The sequence below is a fragment of the Acidimicrobiales bacterium genome (assembly GCA_035546775.1).
GTDB lineage: Bacteria > Actinomycetota > Acidimicrobiia > Acidimicrobiales > JACCXE01 > JACCXE01.
Map to the genome: position 1 here is coordinate 24,644 of DASZWD010000052.1, position 17,661 is coordinate 42,304.

16 protein-coding genes are annotated in these 17,661 nt (G+C 68.3%); 9 read left to right on the forward strand and 7 right to left on the reverse strand.

Annotation, left to right across the window (positions count from 1 at the left end):
- Positions 1-9 precede the first annotated feature (9 nt).
- From VHC63_12815 to VHC63_12825, 3 genes are read left to right on the forward strand one after another with little or no spacing between them, the layout of a single operon-like run.
- Positions 10-1,476 carry an AarF/ABC1/UbiB kinase family protein gene (locus VHC63_12815; GenBank protein HVV37483.1) on the forward strand — a complete coding sequence of 489 codons (1,467 nt, stop codon included), beginning with the start codon at positions 10-12 and terminating at the stop codon, positions 1,474-1,476.
- Complete coding sequence (gene ligD / locus VHC63_12820; protein ID HVV37484.1) at positions 1,473-2,453, forward strand: non-homologous end-joining DNA ligase; 981 nt, start codon at positions 1,473-1,475, stop codon at positions 2,451-2,453. Before VHC63_12815 ends, ligD begins: the two co-directional genes overlap by 4 nt.
- Before the next feature lie 3 nt (positions 2,454-2,456).
- Positions 2,457-2,876, forward strand: a complete 420-nt coding sequence (locus VHC63_12825; GenBank protein HVV37485.1) for a PPOX class F420-dependent oxidoreductase — start codon at positions 2,457-2,459, stop codon at positions 2,874-2,876.
- Between the two features lie 803 nt (positions 2,877-3,679).
- Here VHC63_12825 and VHC63_12830 read toward each other — a convergent pair.
- Positions 3,680-4,753 carry an ATP-dependent DNA ligase gene (locus VHC63_12830; protein HVV37486.1) on the reverse strand — a complete coding sequence of 358 codons (1,074 nt, stop codon included), beginning with the start codon at positions 4,751-4,753 and terminating at the stop codon, positions 3,680-3,682.
- Between the two features lie 34 nt (positions 4,754-4,787).
- Here VHC63_12830 and VHC63_12835 point away from each other — a divergent pair, with 34 nt between their 5' ends.
- From VHC63_12835 to VHC63_12845, 3 genes are read left to right on the forward strand one after another with little or no spacing between them, the layout of a single operon-like run.
- Positions 4,788-5,816, forward strand: coding sequence for an MraY family glycosyltransferase (locus tag VHC63_12835; protein HVV37487.1), 1,029 nt, complete (start codon positions 4,788-4,790; stop codon positions 5,814-5,816).
- Positions 5,791-7,659, forward strand: a complete 1,869-nt coding sequence (locus VHC63_12840; GenBank protein HVV37488.1) for a DUF4012 domain-containing protein — start codon at positions 5,791-5,793, stop codon at positions 7,657-7,659. The genes VHC63_12835 and VHC63_12840 overlap by 26 nt, the downstream gene beginning before the upstream one ends.
- A 50-nt stretch (positions 7,660-7,709) precedes the next feature.
- On the forward strand, positions 7,710-8,378 hold the full coding sequence (locus VHC63_12845) for a hypothetical protein (protein HVV37489.1): 669 nt from the start codon (positions 7,710-7,712) through the stop codon (positions 8,376-8,378).
- 3 nt (positions 8,379-8,381) lie between these two features.
- On the opposite strand, the gene VHC63_12850 is transcribed toward VHC63_12845, so the two are convergent.
- Positions 8,382-9,653 carry a nucleotide sugar dehydrogenase gene (locus tag VHC63_12850; GenBank protein ID HVV37490.1) on the reverse strand — a complete coding sequence of 424 codons (1,272 nt, stop codon included), beginning with the start codon at positions 9,651-9,653 and terminating at the stop codon, positions 8,382-8,384.
- 21 nt (positions 9,654-9,674) lie between these two features.
- On the opposite strand from VHC63_12850, the gene VHC63_12855 reads away from it, so the two are divergent.
- Both VHC63_12855 and VHC63_12860 read left to right on the forward strand, forming a co-directional pair.
- On the forward strand, positions 9,675-10,172 hold the full coding sequence (locus VHC63_12855) for a GGDEF domain-containing protein (GenBank protein HVV37491.1): 498 nt from the start codon (positions 9,675-9,677) through the stop codon (positions 10,170-10,172).
- Positions 10,169-11,005 (forward strand): hypothetical protein, encoded by an 837-nt coding sequence (locus tag VHC63_12860; protein ID HVV37492.1) that lies wholly within the window; start codon positions 10,169-10,171, stop codon positions 11,003-11,005. The genes VHC63_12855 and VHC63_12860 overlap by 4 nt, the downstream gene beginning before the upstream one ends.
- A gap of 3 nt (positions 11,006-11,008) precedes the next feature.
- Here VHC63_12860 and lepA read toward each other — a convergent pair whose 3' ends face one another.
- Both lepA and VHC63_12870 read right to left on the reverse strand, forming a co-directional pair.
- Positions 11,009-12,805, reverse strand: a complete 1,797-nt coding sequence (gene lepA, locus VHC63_12865; GenBank protein ID HVV37493.1) for a translation elongation factor 4 — start codon at positions 12,803-12,805, stop codon at positions 11,009-11,011.
- Positions 12,792-13,712, reverse strand: coding sequence for an NAD(P)-dependent oxidoreductase (locus tag VHC63_12870; GenBank protein HVV37494.1), 921 nt, complete (start codon positions 13,710-13,712; stop codon positions 12,792-12,794). Before VHC63_12870 ends, lepA begins: the two co-directional genes overlap by 14 nt.
- Before the next feature lie 69 nt (positions 13,713-13,781).
- Here VHC63_12870 and rpsT point away from each other — a divergent pair, with 69 nt between their 5' ends.
- Positions 13,782-14,042 carry a 30S ribosomal protein S20 gene (gene rpsT / locus VHC63_12875; GenBank protein ID HVV37495.1) on the forward strand — a complete coding sequence of 87 codons (261 nt, stop codon included), beginning with the start codon at positions 13,782-13,784 and terminating at the stop codon, positions 14,040-14,042.
- Here rpsT and VHC63_12880 read toward each other — a convergent pair.
- The 3 genes from VHC63_12880 to VHC63_12890 form a co-directional block, all read right to left on the reverse strand.
- Entirely contained in the window at positions 14,039-14,947 is a 909-nt protein-coding gene (locus tag VHC63_12880; GenBank protein HVV37496.1) for a glycosyltransferase family 1 protein, read from the reverse strand. The genes rpsT and VHC63_12880 overlap by 4 nt on opposite strands.
- A gap of 83 nt (positions 14,948-15,030) precedes the next feature.
- On the reverse strand, positions 15,031-16,359 hold the full coding sequence (locus VHC63_12885) for a pitrilysin family protein (protein HVV37497.1): 1,329 nt from the start codon (positions 16,357-16,359) through the stop codon (positions 15,031-15,033).
- A complete protein-coding gene (locus tag VHC63_12890) occupies positions 16,356-17,654 on the reverse strand; it encodes a pitrilysin family protein (protein HVV37498.1) in 1,299 nt (432 codons plus the stop codon). The genes VHC63_12885 and VHC63_12890 overlap by 4 nt, the downstream gene beginning before the upstream one ends.
- Positions 17,655-17,661 lie beyond the last annotated feature (7 nt).

Sequence of the window (17,661 nt, forward strand, 5' to 3'; positions counted from 1 at the left end):
ACAAGCGCGATGCGTCGCCTCCTGCGCCTCCTCTTGCTCGTCGGCGTCGGATGGACCGGCGTCGAGCTTTACAAGCGGTCGCGGCCGTCGCCGGCGACGGCGGGCGCCGGCGTCGTGCACACCTCGGCGATGGCCCGCAACGTCGCGCTGGCGCGCACGTCGGCGAAGGTCGGTGCGTCGTACGCGTCGCACCAGGCGCGCCGGGCAACGGCGTCGCCCGAGAAGCAAGCGGAACTTGACGCCGCGTTCGAGATGAAAACCGCCGAGGAGGTCGCCAACGTCCTCGGCAACATGAAGGGCGCGCTGATGAAGATCGGCCAGATGGCGAGCTTCCTCGACGACGGGCTGCCCGAGGCGATGCGCGACGCCCTGGCCACGCTCCAGGCCGACGCGCCGCCCATGAGCGCGGATCTGGCGGCGCAGGTGATCGAGCGCGAGCTCGGCGCGGCGCCCGACGCGGTGTTCGCGGAATGGGATCCGCAGCCGATCTCGGCGGCGTCGATCGGCCAGGTGCACCGAGCCGTGACCAAGGACGGCGAGGCAGTCGCAGTCAAGGTCCAGTACCCGGGGGTGGCCGAGGCGATCACCGCCGACCTCGACAACTCGCAGATGCTGTTCTCAATGCTCAAGATGCTGTTCCCGCACCTCGACCCCAAGCCGCTGGTCGACGAACTGCGCGAGCGCCTCGGTGAAGAAACGGACTACCGCATCGAAGCGAAGAATCAGACCGACTTCGCCCGGTGGTACACCGAGCATCCCTTCATCCACGTGCCGCGCGTGTTCAACGAACTGTCGACCGAGCGCGTGCTGACAACCGAGTTAGTCGACGGCGCCCGCTTCGACGAGGTGGCGCAGCAGTGGCCGGACGACGAGAAGCAGCTCGCCGCCGAGGCGATCTACCGCTTCGTGTTCCGCAGCCTCTGGGCCTTCCACGCCTTCAACGGCGACCCGCATCCGGGCAACTACCTGTTCCATCCCGGCGGCCGCGTGACGTTCCTCGACTTCGGTTTGGTGAAGCGCTTCACGCAGCGCGACATGGATGGCGCGGCGGCGATGATCGAAACGCTCGTACTCAACGACGACATCGCCGCGTACCGCCGCACCGTCGAGGACATCGGCTTCTTGCACCGCGACGCGCCACTGACCGACGAAGAGGTCGAGCAGTACTTCGGGTACTTCTACGAACTGATCCGCCACGGTGGCGGCCACCGGCTCGTCACCCATGAGTACGCGGCCGCGATGGTCGGCAAGTTCTTCGACCCCAACGGCTCGAAGGTGCAGAAGTACGCCAACATGCTCCCGCAGTACGCCATCCTCCAGCGGATCAACCTCGGCCTCTACGCCATCCTCGCCCGCCTCGAAGCCAAGGCCGACTGGCTGAAGATCACCGAGGAGATCTGGCCCTTCGCCGGGGGCGCACCGTCGACGGAGCTTGGCCGCGCCGAGGCGGCGTGGGTGGCAAGACTGCGGGGGTGACTTCGCCGCACGTAGAGATCACCAGCCCCGACAAGGTGATGTTCGCCGACCGCGGCGAGACCAAGGCCGACCTGGCGAACTACTACCGCTCCGTCGAGGTGCCCATCCTGAAGGCGATGGGCGGTCGGCCCGTGCTGTTGCAGCGCTACCCCAACGGCGCGAGCGGGCCGTCGTTCTTCCAAAAGCGCGTGCCGGACAAGCGACCCGACTGGCTCCAGACGACCGTCGTGTCGACGCCCAACGGCACGACGTCGGACGCCCTCGTGATCGCCGACATCGAACATGTGCTGTGGGCCGTCAACCTCGGTTCGCTCGGCTTCCACGTGTGGCCGTACCACGCGGCCACGCCCGACATGACCGACGAGTTGCGCATCGACCTCGACCCCTCCCCCGGTGTCGACTTCGAGATGTTGCGCGAGGGCGCCGCCGAGGTGAAGGCGCTGCTCGACGAACTCGGCATCAAGGGCTTCCCCAAGACGACGGGATCGCGGGGCATCCACATCTACGTCAACGTGGCGCCGCGCCTCGACAGCTACCAGGTGCGCTCGTGCGCCGTCGCCCTGGCCCGCGAACTGGAGCGCCGCCGCCCCGATCTCATGACGTGGCAGTGGTGGAAGGAGGAGCGCGGCGCGCGCGTCTTCGTGGACTACAACCAGAACTGCCCGCACAAAACGGTGTTCGGCGCGTGGGGCGTGCGCGCCAACGACGACGCCCGCGTCAGTGCGCCCTTCACCTGGGACGAGTTGCCGACCGTCGACATCTACGCTCTCAACCTCGCGACGGTGCCGGCGCGCCTCGCCGCCAACGGCGACCCGTGGGCGGCCATGTACGACGACCCGCAGTCGCTGCAACCGTTGCTCGACATGAACGCCCGCGACACCGCCAACGGCATGCTCGACGCTCCCTGGCCGCCCGTGTACCCCAAACAACCGAACGAACCGCCGCGGGTGAACCCCTCGCGCAAGAAGAAGGACTGACCAGTGCAACTCAACGATGCCGCCAAGGACCTGATCCGCTCGGGCAAGCTCGCCCTCTGCGCCACCGTGAACGCCGACGGGTCGCCCCAGCTGAGCGTCATCTGGGTCGGCCTCGACGGCGACGAACTCGTCTCGGGCCACCTCGGCGCGTGGCAGAAAGTAAAGAACCTGCAGCGCGAGCCGCGTGTGGTGCTGTCGATCGAGGGCGACACACGCCTGCCCAACGGCATGCAACACACGCTGCTCATCCACGCCACCGCACGTGTCACCGAAGGTGGGGCGGCCCAACTGCTCTACGACCTCGGCAAGATCTACGTCGGTCCCGACGCCGAGTTCCGCCCGAGCGACGACCCGAACGCCGGCTACGTCGTCCACTACCGCGTCGACAAGGTCGGCGGCATCGGCCCCTGGAACGAGGGTTAGGTCGCGGCGAGGACCTCGGGCGCTGATGCATAAGCCGTTCCGCGGGGACGCTTTCCTTGGTCTGCATCAACCGCACATCGCGGCACTCAGCGCCTTGTTTGGCTTCACCGACCGTTCCTGCGCTCGGCAGCGAGCAGCTCTGCTCGCAGCTCGTCTTCTGTCATCGCGCGGACCTTGGTGAGACGCTCACGCTCTGTCTGCGTCGCGTAATGGTCACACGGTGCGGAGCGGCGAGATCGAAGCACGTTTGCCTCCTGCCGGAGCCGACACGGTCCTGGCTTTACGCCAGCACGTGCTTGTTCTTCAGCTCGGACGCCAACACGCGCGGGAATCGAAATCGCTCGAAAGGATCGGACGGGTCATCCGATCGTGACGGCCACGCGTACGCCGAGCACACGTAGCGAACGTCATCTGGGCAGTCTCGAAGGAGACTCCGCCTATTCCGCTCAGTTGCGATCTTGGATGGGACGAACACCAAGCCAGCGATGACCACTGCACCTGTCAAGCCCACGAGAAGCGCGACTGCGAGTTCCGGTGCACGCACCGAGGCGGCCAGCAGCGTCGATAACTTGCCCAAGATCACGCTCTGTAATCGTCGCGCTCGCGGTCAGCCAACCACGCAGTTTCGCGAAAGTCGAGATCGGCCGTACGCGCTCTCGACTTTCGCGTGCAGTTGGGGACGCTGGAGGCACTTCACCGAAGGCTCTCACGTCCCTAACTGCACGTCGAAGCCCCGAGCGGCAACCCACGCACGAATGCCGGTTCTTTCGCTCTTGCGCGACGTCGCTACTGCCCGTTCGATGTTAAGTCGCGGCGAGGACTTCGGCGATGTTGACGGTGTCGGGCATGCGCACCTGTTCGTAGGTGCACGAGCGGGGCTCGCGGTCGTAGCGGAAGCGGCGAAACGACGCGGCGTGGCGCATGCGAGTGCCGCCCTGGAAATGGCCGTAGGCGACTTCGACGACGAGTTCGACGCGCAGGGGTACCCACGACATGTCCTTGCCGGCGTTCCAGCGGTTGCCCGTCGGCGGCTTGTCCATGCCGGATGCCTGCATCTGGGCCCACTCGCCCCACGGGTGGTTGTCCGTCGCGTTCTCGCGCAGCGGCGCCAGCTCGTCGACGAGTTCGCGCCGCTTCGCCTGCGTGAAGGAACCGGTCACGCCGACGTGATGCAGGTTGCCCGCGTCGTCGTAGAGGCCGAGCAGGAGCGAGCCGATGCCTTGGCCGTCCTTGTGCCAGCGGAAGCCGGCGACGGCGCAGTCGATGGTGCGCTCGTGCTTGATCTTGATCATCGTGCGCTGCCCGGGGTGGTAGGTGTCGTCGCCCTTCTTGGCCATCACGCCGTCGAGGCCCGCACCCTCCCAGCGCTCGAACCACACCTGCGCCTCGGCGGGGTCGGTCGTCATCGGCGTGACGTAGATGCCCTTGCCCTTGCCGTCGAGCGCGTCGACGAGGCGCGCCCGGCGGACGTCGAAGGGTTGGTCGCAGATGTCCTCGCCGTCGACGGCGAGCAGGTCGAAGGCGACGAAGAGGGCGGGGATCTCGGTGCTCAGGCGCTCGACGCGCGACTTCGCCGGGTGCACCCGCAGGCTCAGCAAGTCGAAGTCGACGGCACCGTTGTCCCCCACGATCACCAGTTCGCCGTCGACGACGGCGTCGTCCGGAAACGCCGCCTTCACGTACTCGACGACTTCGGGGAAGTAGCGCGTCAAGGGTTTGGCGTTACGGCTGCCGAGCTCGACGTCGTCGCCGTGCCGGAAGATGATCGAGCGAAATCCATCCCATTTCGGCTCGTATCGCCACCCTTCACCGAGGGGAATCGTCGGCTGGGACTTCGCCAACATGGGTGAGACCGGCGGCTTCAGCGGTGTGTCCACAGGAGGAGGCTAGAGGCCGAATACCCTCGGCCTCGTGCCACTCAGCGCCGTCTTCCTGGGCATCGGGGCGTTCGTGGCCGCACTCATCGTCATTCCGCTCGCGCAGCGCGTCGCCGTGCTGAACAACGTGACGTCGATGCCCCGCGCCGACCGTCTCCACGACACGCCCACCCCGTACCTCGGCGGGGTCCCCATCGTGCTCGTGGCCGCGGCGGCGTCGCCCTTCATCGGCGAGTGGCAACTCGAGGCGGCGGTGATCATCGGCGGCGCGTTGTTGCTCGGCGTCGTCGGCCTGCTCGACGATCTCCGCAACCTCCGGCCGGCGCCGCGCCTGGTCGCCGAAGCCGGCGCCGCCTTGGCGGCGGTCGCCGCAGGCGCGCACGTGCAGCTGTTCGGCGGTGTGGTCGACGTTGTGTTGACGGTGGTGTGGTTCGTCGGGGTGACGAACGCGTTCAACCTCGTCGACAACATGGACGGTGCCGCCGGCGGCATCGCGGCGGCCACCGCACTGGCGTTGCTCATCACCGCGGGTCTGAACCACCAAGTACTCGTGAGCGGTATGGCGGCGGTGGTCGCCGGCACGTGTCTTGCCTTCCTGATCTACAACTGGCACCCGGCGCGCATCTTCATGGGCGACGCCGGCGCCCTCCCACTCGGGTATCTCCTGGCGGCGATCGCGTTGAAGCTGCGCTTCCCGGTCGCGCACGAGGCGTCGATCGCCGCGGTCGTGTTGTTCACCGCGCCAGCACTGTTCGACACGACGCTCGTCGTCATCTCACGCATCGCCCGCCACCGGCCGATCTACGTCGGCGGCACCGATCACACGTCGCATCGTCTGTTGCGCCTCGGACTCCCGACGCGTGTCGTGGCGTCGCTCATCACGCTCGTGGCCGCCGCCTGCGGTGGCCTGGGCGTCGCCGTAGGCCGCGGCGCCCTGGACCCGGTGCCCGTGATCGTCCCGCTGACGCTCGTGGCCGCCGCCGGACTCGTCGCGCTGCTCCGACTCCCCGCCGAGGCACCTGTACCGACGAACTCGTATGGCGCACCGTCCCACCGCGACTGACCGCCGCCTGCGCCGCCTCTCGGGCCGTCGCCGGCGGCGCGGGCGGCTGCCCGGGCGGCCGTGGCTCATCGCCGCCGCCCTCCTCGTGGTCGTGCTGGGCCTGTGGACGGCGTGGGACCTCCGCGCGGCGCGCCGCGACCTGCTGGTCTCGCGCCAAGAGTTGTCCGCCGCGGCGGCGGACTTGGGGAACGCGGCGGACGCGCAGGTGGCGACGCGCCTGCGCACCGCGACCCGACACGCCGTCGCCCGCACCAACCATGCCGACCGTCGAGTGCGCAACTCTCCCGTGCTGCGCGTCGCCGGTTGGTTGCCAGTGCTGCACACCCAACGGTCCGGACTCGTCCACGCCGTGCGCGCCGCTCGGGATGCCGCCGCGATCGGCGACCGTTTGGCGGCCGTCGCCCAGCGCCGCGCCAACCAGCTCGCCGTGCACGACGGCACTGTGGACCTCGCATCACTGCAGGCGCTCGGCGACGCGACGGCCCGTGCGGGCGCGCAATTGCGCGCCATCAGACCGACGCACTCCGACGCCCAGTGGGGTCCTCTCGGCCACGCCACCACGGACCTCGACGCACTGCTGAGCGACACCGCGACGCGCCTGACCAACGGCGCCGGCGTGATGGGGGTCGCCGCCGATCTGCTCGGCGCGCACGGCCCGAACCACGTGTTCGTGGCCTTGCTCAACAACGCCGAGATGCGCGACCAGGGCATGGTGCTGAGCTACGCCGTGGCCGACACGGCCGACGGCGCCTTTCACCTAGCCCGATCGGGCAGCACGCTCGACATCCCGGTCGACCGGCCCGCGACCAACCCGGCGTTACCGACTGGCACGCAGCAGATCTTCGGGGGACTGCAACCGAACCGACTGTGGCAATCGGTCAACGCGTCAGCCGACAGGTCGCTATCGGGAGCCCTGATGCGGGCGATGTACCAGCAGGCGACGGGCGAGCGCGCCGACGCCGTCGTGGCCCTCGACGTCCCAACGCTCGCCGCGTTGCTCAGCGTCACCGGCCCGGTGACGGTGCCGGGCATAGACCAACCGATCACCGCGGCGAACGCGGCGGCGGTCCTGCTCGACGACCTCTACGCCCAAGCCGGCGCCACGTTCCGCGACCCGCATCGCCTCGAACAGGTGGCGGCCACGCTCGCGGCCGTCGTGAGCCACGTGCAGTCCGGCTCGCTCGACGCCGCGGCGCTGGTGCACGCGCTCGGCGGCGCCGCCCGCGGCGGCCACATCTGGGTGTCGACCGCCGACCCCGCCCAACAGACAGCGATCGAGCGCGCCGGGCTCGGCGGCAGCCCTGGCCGCTTCCACCCCGAACGCACGATCCACCTGTCGGTGCAGAACGGCACGGCGACGAAGCTCGACTACTTCGTCGACCCGTCCGTCGACATGCGCGTGGCGCTCACCACCGACGGCACCGCCATCGTGACGACCACGGTGACGCTGCCCAACACGGCGCCGGTGCCGACCCCGTCCGGCGAGCAGTTCGGGCCCGACGGCTTCGTCAGCAACGAGGCGGGGCTCTACCGCGCCCGTGTGTATTTCTGGGGCCCGTCCACCGCCGACCAGCTCGACAGCGTCGCGGAGTCGGGACTGCGACTGAGTTTTCAGGTCACCGACGTGCTTGCCGGCCACACCGGGAAGGTGTCATTCACGAGCGTGGTCCCCCACGCGGTGCGCCATGGCCGGTTGGTGCTGCGGCTCGTGCCCCAACCTCGTGTGCGCCCGATGCACCTGAAGGTCCAGGTCAGCGCCGTGGGGTGGCGCGTCGAGCACCCGTCGACCACAACCGACTGGGACCGCACGCTTGACTTGAAGTGGTCCGTCCGCCAGAGATGAAACATCAGAGGGTGTTTGCCGAAAAGAGCGCCAGGGGTAGCATGTCCGCTATGCGCTGGATCAGGACCGGATCGGTCTTTCGCATGGCGGCCCTCGTTTTTGCAGCCGCCCCGCTGCTGACGCCTGGTACGGCATTCGCCCAGACCACTACCACGGAGCCCGGTTACCCCGGGCCGGCCACCACCGTGGCGCCGCAGCCCACCGTCGACGTGCGTGACCTTGGCCCGCTGGTTCCGGGTTCGGTCGTCAACGTCAGCGAGTGCAACTTCGCCCCGGGCACGACCGTGACCATCCGAGTCCAGCCACCGGGCATCACCCTGGCGCCGGTTGTGGCCGACAGCAACGGCTGCATCACCGTGCGCATCGAGATCCTGCGGACGCTCGTCGCGCTGGGCTCGCCGCTGCATCCCTTCGCCGCCACGGGCCTCGCCGCCGCGGGCACGAAGGTGCAGGGTCACATCAACGGCCAGACCGTGACTTTCGGGCCCTACGGCACCATCGTCGACATCGTTTCGACGGGTACCGGCAGCAACAGTCTGGCTCGCTCCGTCACGATCAGCTACACGTTGGCCAAGCCCGGCACCGTTACCCGCTCGGGCATCGTGCGCACTGGTACCGAGATCGTGAAGTGGACGCCGTTCGGCCTCGGCCTGATCGGCATCGGCTACCTCATGGTGCTGGCCTCCAAGCGCCGCCGCAACGCGACGACGCAGGCCTAGCCGCTACAGGTACTCGACGTTGTCGCCGGCCGGGACGGCGCGGCGGCAATCCAGCACGTAACGAGCGTGCTCCGCGACGGCCTTCACGTCGAAGGCGTCGTGGTTCGTGAGCATCAGCACGGCGTCGGCCGACGAAAGCTCCTCGCGATCGCACTCGACGCGGGTGACCTTGCCCTCGAGCACGCTGTGCTGCACGAAGGGATCGGCGACGCGCACGTTGGCGCCGAGCGCCACGAGTTCGCTGGCGACGGTGATCGCCGGCGACTCACGGGCGTCGCTCGTGTTGCGCTTGTAGCCGATGCCAAGCAACAGCACCCGGCTGCCGTTGACGGCCCGGCCGCGTTCGTTGAGCGCCCGCGAGAGGCGCCGCACGACGTAGGCCGGCATGTGGGCGTTGACGTCATTGGCCAACTCGACGAAGCGGAAGCTCTCCCCCAGCGACCGGCGCACCTGCCACGACAGGTAGCTCGGGTCGACCGGCAGGCAGTGGCCGCCCACGCCGGGGCCTGGCAGGAAGCGCATGAAGCCGAACGGCTTGGTCGAGGCGGCGTCGATGGCCTCCCACACGTCGATGCCGAGCTCACCGGCGAACATTGCCAGTTCGTTCACGAGCGCGATGTTGACGTGACGGAACGTGTTTTCGAGCAGCTTGGTGAGCTCGGCTTCCTTGGGCGACGAGACCGGCACCGTCTCGTTGACCAGCTGTCCGTAGAACTCGTCGACGGCTGACAGGGAGGCCGGGTTGATGCCCGACACGACTTTGGGCGTGTTGACGAACGTCCATTCGGCGTTGCCTGGGTCGATGCGCTCGGGGCTGTAGCCGACGAGCACGTCGGTGCCGATGTCGAGGTTGGAACCCTCGTGCAGCATGGGCACGAGCAGTTCCTCGGTCGTGCCCGGGTAGGTCGTGGACTCGAGCACGACGAGTGCGCCGGGGGTCAAGGCAGCGGCGATGGTGCGCGCCGCCGACTCGATGTGGCTGAGGTCGGGCAGCGTGTCGCGCAGCGGCGTAGGAACCGTGATGACGGCGACGTCGAAGCCGTAGATGTCCGCGGGATCCGACGTGGCCCGGTACCGACCGCTGGCGATGGCGTTGCCGAGCTCCTCGCTGCTGATGTCCTCGACGTAGGAGTCGCCGGCCGACAGGCGGGTGACGCGGTGGTCGTCGATCTCATAGCCGATGACCTCAAAGCCCACCTCGACGGCGCGCATCGCGAGCGGCAGACCCACGTAGCCCTGTCCGACGACGACCAGACGACGAGAATTGCTCCCCATCGCCCTATCCTCGCATGCGTGATGGGGGTGTACGTGCTTGCCGGGATCGCAATCGGCGTTGCCGTGACCTATTTGTGGCGCTTCGTAACGCGTCGTCATCCGGTCGACCCGCTCACGGGTATCCCCACGCGACCCGCGGCCGATGACGCGCTGCGCAGCCTGCGCGACGGCGATGCCGTCGTGGTCGTCGATCTCGATGAACTCAAGGCGGTCAACGACGACCGCGGCCATGGGGCGGGCGACGCATTGCTGCAGGCGCTCGCCGCGCATTTGGCGCGCGGAGTGCGGGCGCAGGACACCGTGGCGCGCTGGGGCGGCGACGAGTTCGTGATCGTGCTGCGCGGCGGCGCGTCGGCGGCCAGCGCGGTCGTCGAGCGCCTGCGCCAGAGCGCGCCGACGCCGTTTTCGGCGGGGGTGGCCGTGCACGCCGGCGGCGACGGCCAAGCGACGTTCGAGCGCGCCGACGCCGCGTTGCTGGTGGCCAAGCGCGCCGGCGGGCGACGCGTGGTCACGGCGTGACCCGACGGCTCGCGTTGCTCCTCACGGTGGTGGCGCTGCTGGCGTCGGGATGCGGATCGCGGGTGCGCCAAGAAGAATGGGACAGCCTGACCGCCCAGGACGGGGCGCCGACGAGCCCGGCACTGCGCGGTGAGCCCGGCTCGGGAACAACGGCGAGCGACGAGTCGACCGCCACCACGACGGCGCACAGCCGCACCAAGGCGGCGGCGTCGACCGCCACCATCGTCGCCGGCGCGCTGCCGGCGCCGGCCGACGGCACCTACACCTACGACGAGACGCAGGACGGCGACACCACGAGCACCAGCGAGCGCTGGACGGCGCAGCGCCAGGCCGACGCGGTCACCGTCACGTCAGTCGTGACCGAAGACGACGACGGCGACACGGTGAAGACCACCGACACCTACCGCGTCACGCGACACGCCTTCGAGTTGCTGAGCGAAGAGTCGGCCTACGCCGGTGAGGACCCCGACACGTGCACGTACAAGCCGCCCGTGCTCGTCCTGCAACTCCCGCTGACGACGGGCGACAAATGGAAGACCACGCCGACCTGCGCCGACGCCGACGCCGGCGACGGGGAGACGACCTCGATTGCCGTCACCGGCCGCGCCACCGACGTGGTCGGTGGCCAGTCCGTTGCCACCTATGTGGTGCGCGGCACCGAGACATTTTCGAGCACCGACGACACCACCGGCGAGCGCACCACGTTCACCTTCACCGACACTCGCCACGTCGACCCGGCAACGCTGCTGGTCGTGGTCGAAGACATCACCTTTACCGCCGCGGGCCACGCCAACACCGTGCACCGCCAGCTCCGCTCGCTGACGCCGACGTAGCGGTCAGTCGTCGAGACGGAGGGCGGAGACGAACGCTTCCTGAGGGACCTCGACGCGGCCGATGTTCTTCATCCGCTTCTTGCCCTCCTTCTGCTTCTCGAGCAGCTTGCGCTTGCGGGTGATGTCGCCGCCGTAGCACTTGGCCAACACGTCCTTGCGCTTGGCCTTCACCGTTTCGCGGGCGACGATTCGCCCTCCGATCGCCGCCTGGATCGGCACGTCGAACATCTGGCGCGGGATCAACTCGCGCAGCTTCTCGGTCATGCGCCGGCCGTAGTCGTAGGCCTTCTGGCGATGGATGATCGTCGAGAAGGCGTCGACGGGAACGCCGTTGAGCATCACGTCGAGCTTCACGAGGTCCGACCGTTCGTACCCGGCAGGCTCGTAGTCGAGCGACGCGTAGCCCTTGGTGCGCGACTTCAGCGCGTCGAAGAAGTCCATCACGACCTCTGCGAGCGGAATGCGGTACTGCAACTCGACGCGCTCGGGCGACAGGTACTCCATGCGGCTCATCTCGCCGCGCCGCGTCTGGCATAGATCCATCAGCGTGCCGGTGTAGGTCGACGGCGTGAGGATCGTGATGGTCAGCATCGGCTCTTCGATGAATTCGATCTCGCCGGCGTTGGGCATCGCCGCGGGGCTCGACACCTCGATCTCGGCGCCCCCGTGGACGTGCGCCTTGTACGCGACGGAGGGCGCGGTGGCGATCAGCGACAGGTTGAACTCGCGCTCGAGGCGCTCGCGCACGATCTCCATGTGCAGCAGACCGAGGAAGCCGCAGCGAAACCCGAAGCCGAGGGCGCCCGACGTCTCGGGTTCGTAAGTGAACGATGCGTCGTTGAGCCGCAACTTCTCCAAGGACTCGCGCAGGTCTTCGAACTCGTCGCCGTCGATCGGGAAGAGACCGCAGAACACCATGGGCTTGGGTTCCTGATAACCCGACAACGGCTCGCTCGCGGGGCGCGCCTGCTCGGTGATGGTCTCGCCCGAGCGGGCCTCGGCCAAGTTCTTGATGCCGGCAATGAGGTAACCCACCTCGCCGGTGCCGATGGAAGCGACCGGAGTCATGTCGGGCGTCTTGAGACCGATCTCTTCGATGTCGTGCACGCCACCGGTCTGCATGAACCGCAGCTTCGAGCCGTTGTTCATCTGCCCGTTGAGCACGCGTACGGCGGAGACCACGCCGCGGTACTGGTCGTAGTAGCTGTCGAACACCAACGCCTGCAGTGGCGCGTCCTGATCGCCGGTCGGCGCCGGAACGCGTTCGATGACAGCGTCGAGCAACTCGCGCACGCCTTCACCCGTCTTGGCGCTGATGTGCAGGATCTCGTCGGCGGGGATCCCGAGGACCTGTTCGATCTCGGCCGCGTACCGGTCGGGGTCGGCGGCGGGGAGATCGATCTTGTTCAACGCGGCCACGATGGTGAGGTCGTGCTCGAGCGCGAGGAAGCAATTGGCGAGCGTCTGGGCTTCGATCCCCTGCGACGCGTCCACGAGCAGGATGACGCCGTCGCACGCGGCGAGCGAACGCGAGACCTCGTACCCGAAGTCGACGTGACCCGGCGTGTCGATCAGGAAAATGTCGTGGGCCTTGTACTGCAGGCGCACGTTCTGCGCCTTGATGGTGATGCCACGCTCGCGCTCGATGTCCATCGAGTCGAGATACTGCGCCTTCATGTTGCGCGGGTCGACGGCGCCACAGATCTCGAGCAGGCGATCGGCGAGGGTCGACTTTCCGTGGTCGACGTGGGCGACGATGGCGACCGCGCGGATGCGGTCGAGGTCGTCAGTAGCCGGCATCGAGATCCACCAAGCCGACCAGCGGCTCACCGGCCGCGAATCGCCTCAGGTTTTCCGTCACCCGCCTAGCCAACAACGGCAAACCCATCGCGAGCGAATTTGCGGTGTGGGGCGTGATGATGCAGTTGGGTAGGTCCCACAGCGGATGGCCGTCGGGCAGCGGCTCGGGATCGGTGACGTCGAGGCCCGCACCCCCAATCCATCCGTCACGCAGCGCCAAAACGAGATCGTCGGTGACGACGTGCGCGCCCCGCGCCACGTTGACCAACCACGCGTGGGGCTGCATGGCCCGCAAGGCCGCAGCGTCGATGACACCGCGCGTCTCAGGCGTGAGGGCAAGGGCAAGGAAGACGGCGTCGGCGGCGCGCAGCGCCTCGTGCAGCGCGTCGGGAGCGACGACGTGCGCGACCCCCGGCATGACCGCGCGAGTGTCGCGGCGCACGACCGTGATCTCGGTCCGCATCGGCGTCAGGAGGTCGACGAGACACTCGGTGATCCCACCGCCACCGAGGATCGTCGCCTTGCCGTCGTAGAGCGACACTCCGCCTTGGGCTTCCCACGTGGTCGCCCGGATGCGCCGGGGCAGTTCCCGCAGCCCGGCGAGGGCGAGGGCCAAGGCGTGCTCGGCGACGGGTTCGGCGTACACGCCCTTGCCGCACGTCCACGTGCGGGCAGGGTCGAGGACGCCGGCGGCGACGAAGGCTTCGATGCCCGCCCACGGCAGCTGCACCCACGACGCCTGCGGCGACTCCTTCAGCGCCCGGGCTAGGCCCTCTGTGTCGTCCGGGGCCAGGAAAATGAGCACGTCAGCGTCGGCCGGGTCCTCCACCAGCTGCGCGCCGGCAGCGGCGACGGCGGCGGGCGCCCACGGGCGCGCCGGGAGCGGGGCAAGGGCTACACGGACCACAGGTGGATAGTAGGAGAGCAAGCCTGCTAGCTTGGAACGTCCTTGAACAGCTAGGCAGCTAGGAAACCCGTGGCAAACATCAAGAGCCAAAAGAAGCGCATCCTCACGAACGAGAAGGCACGCGTCGCCAACAAGGCCGTGCGCTCCGAGTTGAAGACGCGCACCAAGGCTGCGGTTACCGCCGCCGGCACCGAAACCGGTCCCGACGCGCTCAAGCTGGCCATCAAGAAGCTCGACAAGGCTGCGACCAAGGGCGTCATCCACAAGAACGCCGCCGCCCGTCGCAAGTCGCGCCTCATGAAGCGCGTCAACGCCTCTTCGGCTTCCTAGAGCCGCTCCCCCACGACTTCGCGATACACCTGGGCGTACTTCGCCGCGGCGTCGCGCGGCCGGAACCGCTCGCGATTCCGGTAGCCGGCGGCCACTAACGACGCCGCGTACTCCGTGTCCGCTAGGACCCGTTCGATCCCGGCGCGGATCGACACGACGTCTTCGGGATCGACCAGACAGGCCGCACCCCCCGCCACCTCGTTCATCGGCGCCCGATCGCTGGTGACGACCGGCCGCCCGATGGCCTGCGCCTCGACGATGGGCATGCCAAAGCCTTCGTACAGCGACGGGAACACGACGACGTCGGCCGCGGCATACCAGTCCACCAGGTCGCAGTCCGACAGGCCGACGCCGTTGCTGAACCGGACACCGCTGGCCCTCAAGAACGCCGCGGTGGTGTCCGGTAGCCCGCCGATGATGCGCAACTCGACGTCGAGCCCGCGCACCGCTTCGATCACGCGCTCGGCGTTCTTGTTCGGCGTCTGGCCGAAGCACAACACGATGGGACGGGTGTTCGCCGGCGGCGGTTTCGGCGCGAAGGAGTCGTCGATGGGCACCGCGATGACGTCGATGCGGTCGCGGGGCAGGCCGGTAATGCGGACCAACTCGTCGGCGGTGAAGTCCGAAATCGCCACGACCCGCGCCGCCCGTCGCGCCGGTCCACGGAACCACAACCACCGAAACACGGCGGTGCGCACCCCCCGGCCGGTGGTGTCGCCGCAGTCGAGGACCGTGAGGACGCTGCGGTGCCGGCGCAGCCCGAACACCAGGAAGTGCACGTCGCCGGCGACGTGGACCACATCACCGCGCTGCAGGGCGGTCGTCACCATGTCGACGCCACGGCGGATCACGCCGCGCGAGCGGAACGGCACGACGTGCACGCGGACCTCCACGTCCTCGGGCATGTCGCGGCGTAACGCCGCGAAGAACCGCTCGACGCTGAAGTTCAGCCCCGCGAACGGACGGCGCTGGACGTGGACGACGTGGATCAGTCGCTTACCTCGACGGGTGCGACCCGGCCGACCGTTTCGCCGATGATGTCAGCGTCGCCGACCAGGACAGGAGCGAGCATCGCCGGGGCAAGGTACTTGGCGGCGGCCGCCGCAACCTCCTCAGCGGTCACCTTGTGCGCCCGCACCGGCAATTCGCGCAGATACGACACGTCGAGACCCGCGATGGCCAGCGCGGTGACGTAGCTGGCGAGTCCGGCCTGGGTCTCGGCCGACATCGCCAGCTGGCCGACGAGGAAGCGTTTCGCCGCCCCGAGTTCCTCGTCGGTGACGACGGTCGTCGCCATGCGGCCGAGTTCGTACAGCGTCTCGACCAGCGCCGGAGCCGTCACCGACGTCTGCACGTCGACGCCGACGTTGACGACCGAGGCGCCGACATTGTGCGTGATGCCCGCCGACGCACCGTACGTGTAGCCCTTGTCTTCGCGCAGATTGTGGTTGAGCCGGGACGTGAACCCGCCGCCGAGGATGGTCAGCGCCAGCGTGAGAGCGGGAAAATCGGGATGCGAACGGCTGACACCGAGACCCCCGATGCGGATGTTCGTCTGCACCGCCCCGGCCTGGTGTACGAGCCGGACTGGTCCGGGCACGACCGGCTTCGGCGCCGGGACCTTTGGGGGCTTGCGACTGCCGGTCCAGTCGGCCAGCGCCCGCTCCGCCGCCTTGACCATCTTGGCCGGCGGCACGTCGCCGACCAACGTCAGGAGGGCGCCGCCTGGACGCACGACAGAGCGGTGATAGGCGCGGGCGTTGGCTCGCGTGATCGGCTCGACCTCGTGCGGCTGCGGCATCGGGCGGCCGTAGGGATGGTTGGGAAAGACGCGCTCGGCGATGGCGAATTGCGCCCGCGCCGCCGGCTGGCTGTGCATGATGGCGATGCCCTGCTCCGTCTGCGCCTTTGCGAGAACAACTTCCTCTTCGGGGTAGGTGGCGTGGCGGACGATGTCGTTGAGCAGCGCGAGGTAGCGGTCGAGCTCGTCGGCGAGGCACGTCGCCGAGATGAACAGGTTGTCGGCGTCGACGAGGCTGTGGACGTCACCCCCGATGTGCTGCATCTCGTCGGCGATGTCGGTCTGCGAGCGCGACTTCGTGCCGGTGAGGATCGTGGTGGACACGATGTCCTCGAGCACCCCGCTGCCCCAGTCGCGGGTTTTGGTCACGCCGAAGCGCAGACGCACCTGGACCATCGGAATGCCCGGCTTGCGCGCCGCCAGAATGCGAAGCCCATTGTCCAGGGTCTCGTCGACGACCGGGGGGAGCTTGCCCGGTTTCGTCTCACGGACTTCGGGGATCGGTCGCGCCGTCATCGTTCGCCTCCCGGCTGCCAATCGAGGACGGCCCGCCGGTCGGCGCCGAACCATCTGCCGGCGACCGCCTTCACGTCGTCGACGGTGACCTTCGCCAGCGCGAACGGGAGTTCGTTGATGAGTTCGGCGCGACCGCGTTGTTGTTCGAGCGGCGCGATCGTGAGCGCACGGCTGAGCACACCGTCGGTGGCCCGGAGGTAGCGCGCCGTGGCCATGGTGTGCGCTCGCACGAGTTCGTCCTCGCTGAGGTTGTCGCGGACTTCGGCGACGGTCGACTCGATCACGTCGAGCAACACGTCGGCGTCGCCGCCGGGTGGATAGATGGCGATCACGTTGAACAACACCGGGTCGCGCATCTCGAGCCAGTTGTCGAAGGGACCGATCAAGCCGGCCATCGCGCTGACGAGCCCCGTCTTCACCAACCGCTTGTGCAGCCGGGACGAATCGCTTTCGGTCAACAGCTGCACCAGCAGGAAGTAGGCGGCGTACTCGTCGAGTTGCGTGATCGGATTCGGCGTGCGATACCCCACGACGAGCGCCGGCGTCGGCGACATCGGGTCGTGGTGCGTGCGGCGCCGTTCGCTCTGCGGCACGGGTTCGGAGAAGCTGCGCGCCTTCGGCACCGCACGCTTGGGCGCGTCGCCGAAGTACTTCTCGGCCAGCTTGAACACGTCGTCGGGGTCGACGTCGCCCGCAATCGTCAGCAGCGCGTTACCCGGGGCGTAGTAGCGCTTCCAGAAGTCCTTGGCGTCGGCGACGGTCGCCGATTCGAGGTCGACGAAGCTGCCGTAACCGTTGTGGGCGTTGTTGAACGTGGTGAAGGCGATTTCGGGCAGGTGGATCATCTGCATGCCGCCGTAGGGACGGTTCATGATGTTGAGCCGGATTTCCTCTTTCACCACGTCGATCTGGTTGGCGATGGTGTGCTCGGTGATCACCGGGCTGCGCATCCGGTCGGACTCGAGGAACAGCGCCAAGTCCAGCGCGCCCGAGGGCAGGACCTCGAAATAGTTCGTGAAGTCCGGCGTCGTGCTGCCGTTGAACTGGCCGCCGTTGCCCTGGATGAGACGGGCGTGTTCTAACTTCGGCAGGCTCTCGGAGCCTTCGAACATCAGGTGCTCGAAGAGATGAGCGAAGCCGGTGCGGCCCTCGGGCTCGGAGCGGTACCCCACGTCGTAATGCACGGCGACGGCCACTACCGGCGAACTGCGGTCGGGGGCGACGACGACGCGCAGGCCGTTGCCCAAGGTGTGGCGCGCGATCGGGAACGAGGGAGCCAAGACGTGGGACGGCATCGTTGGA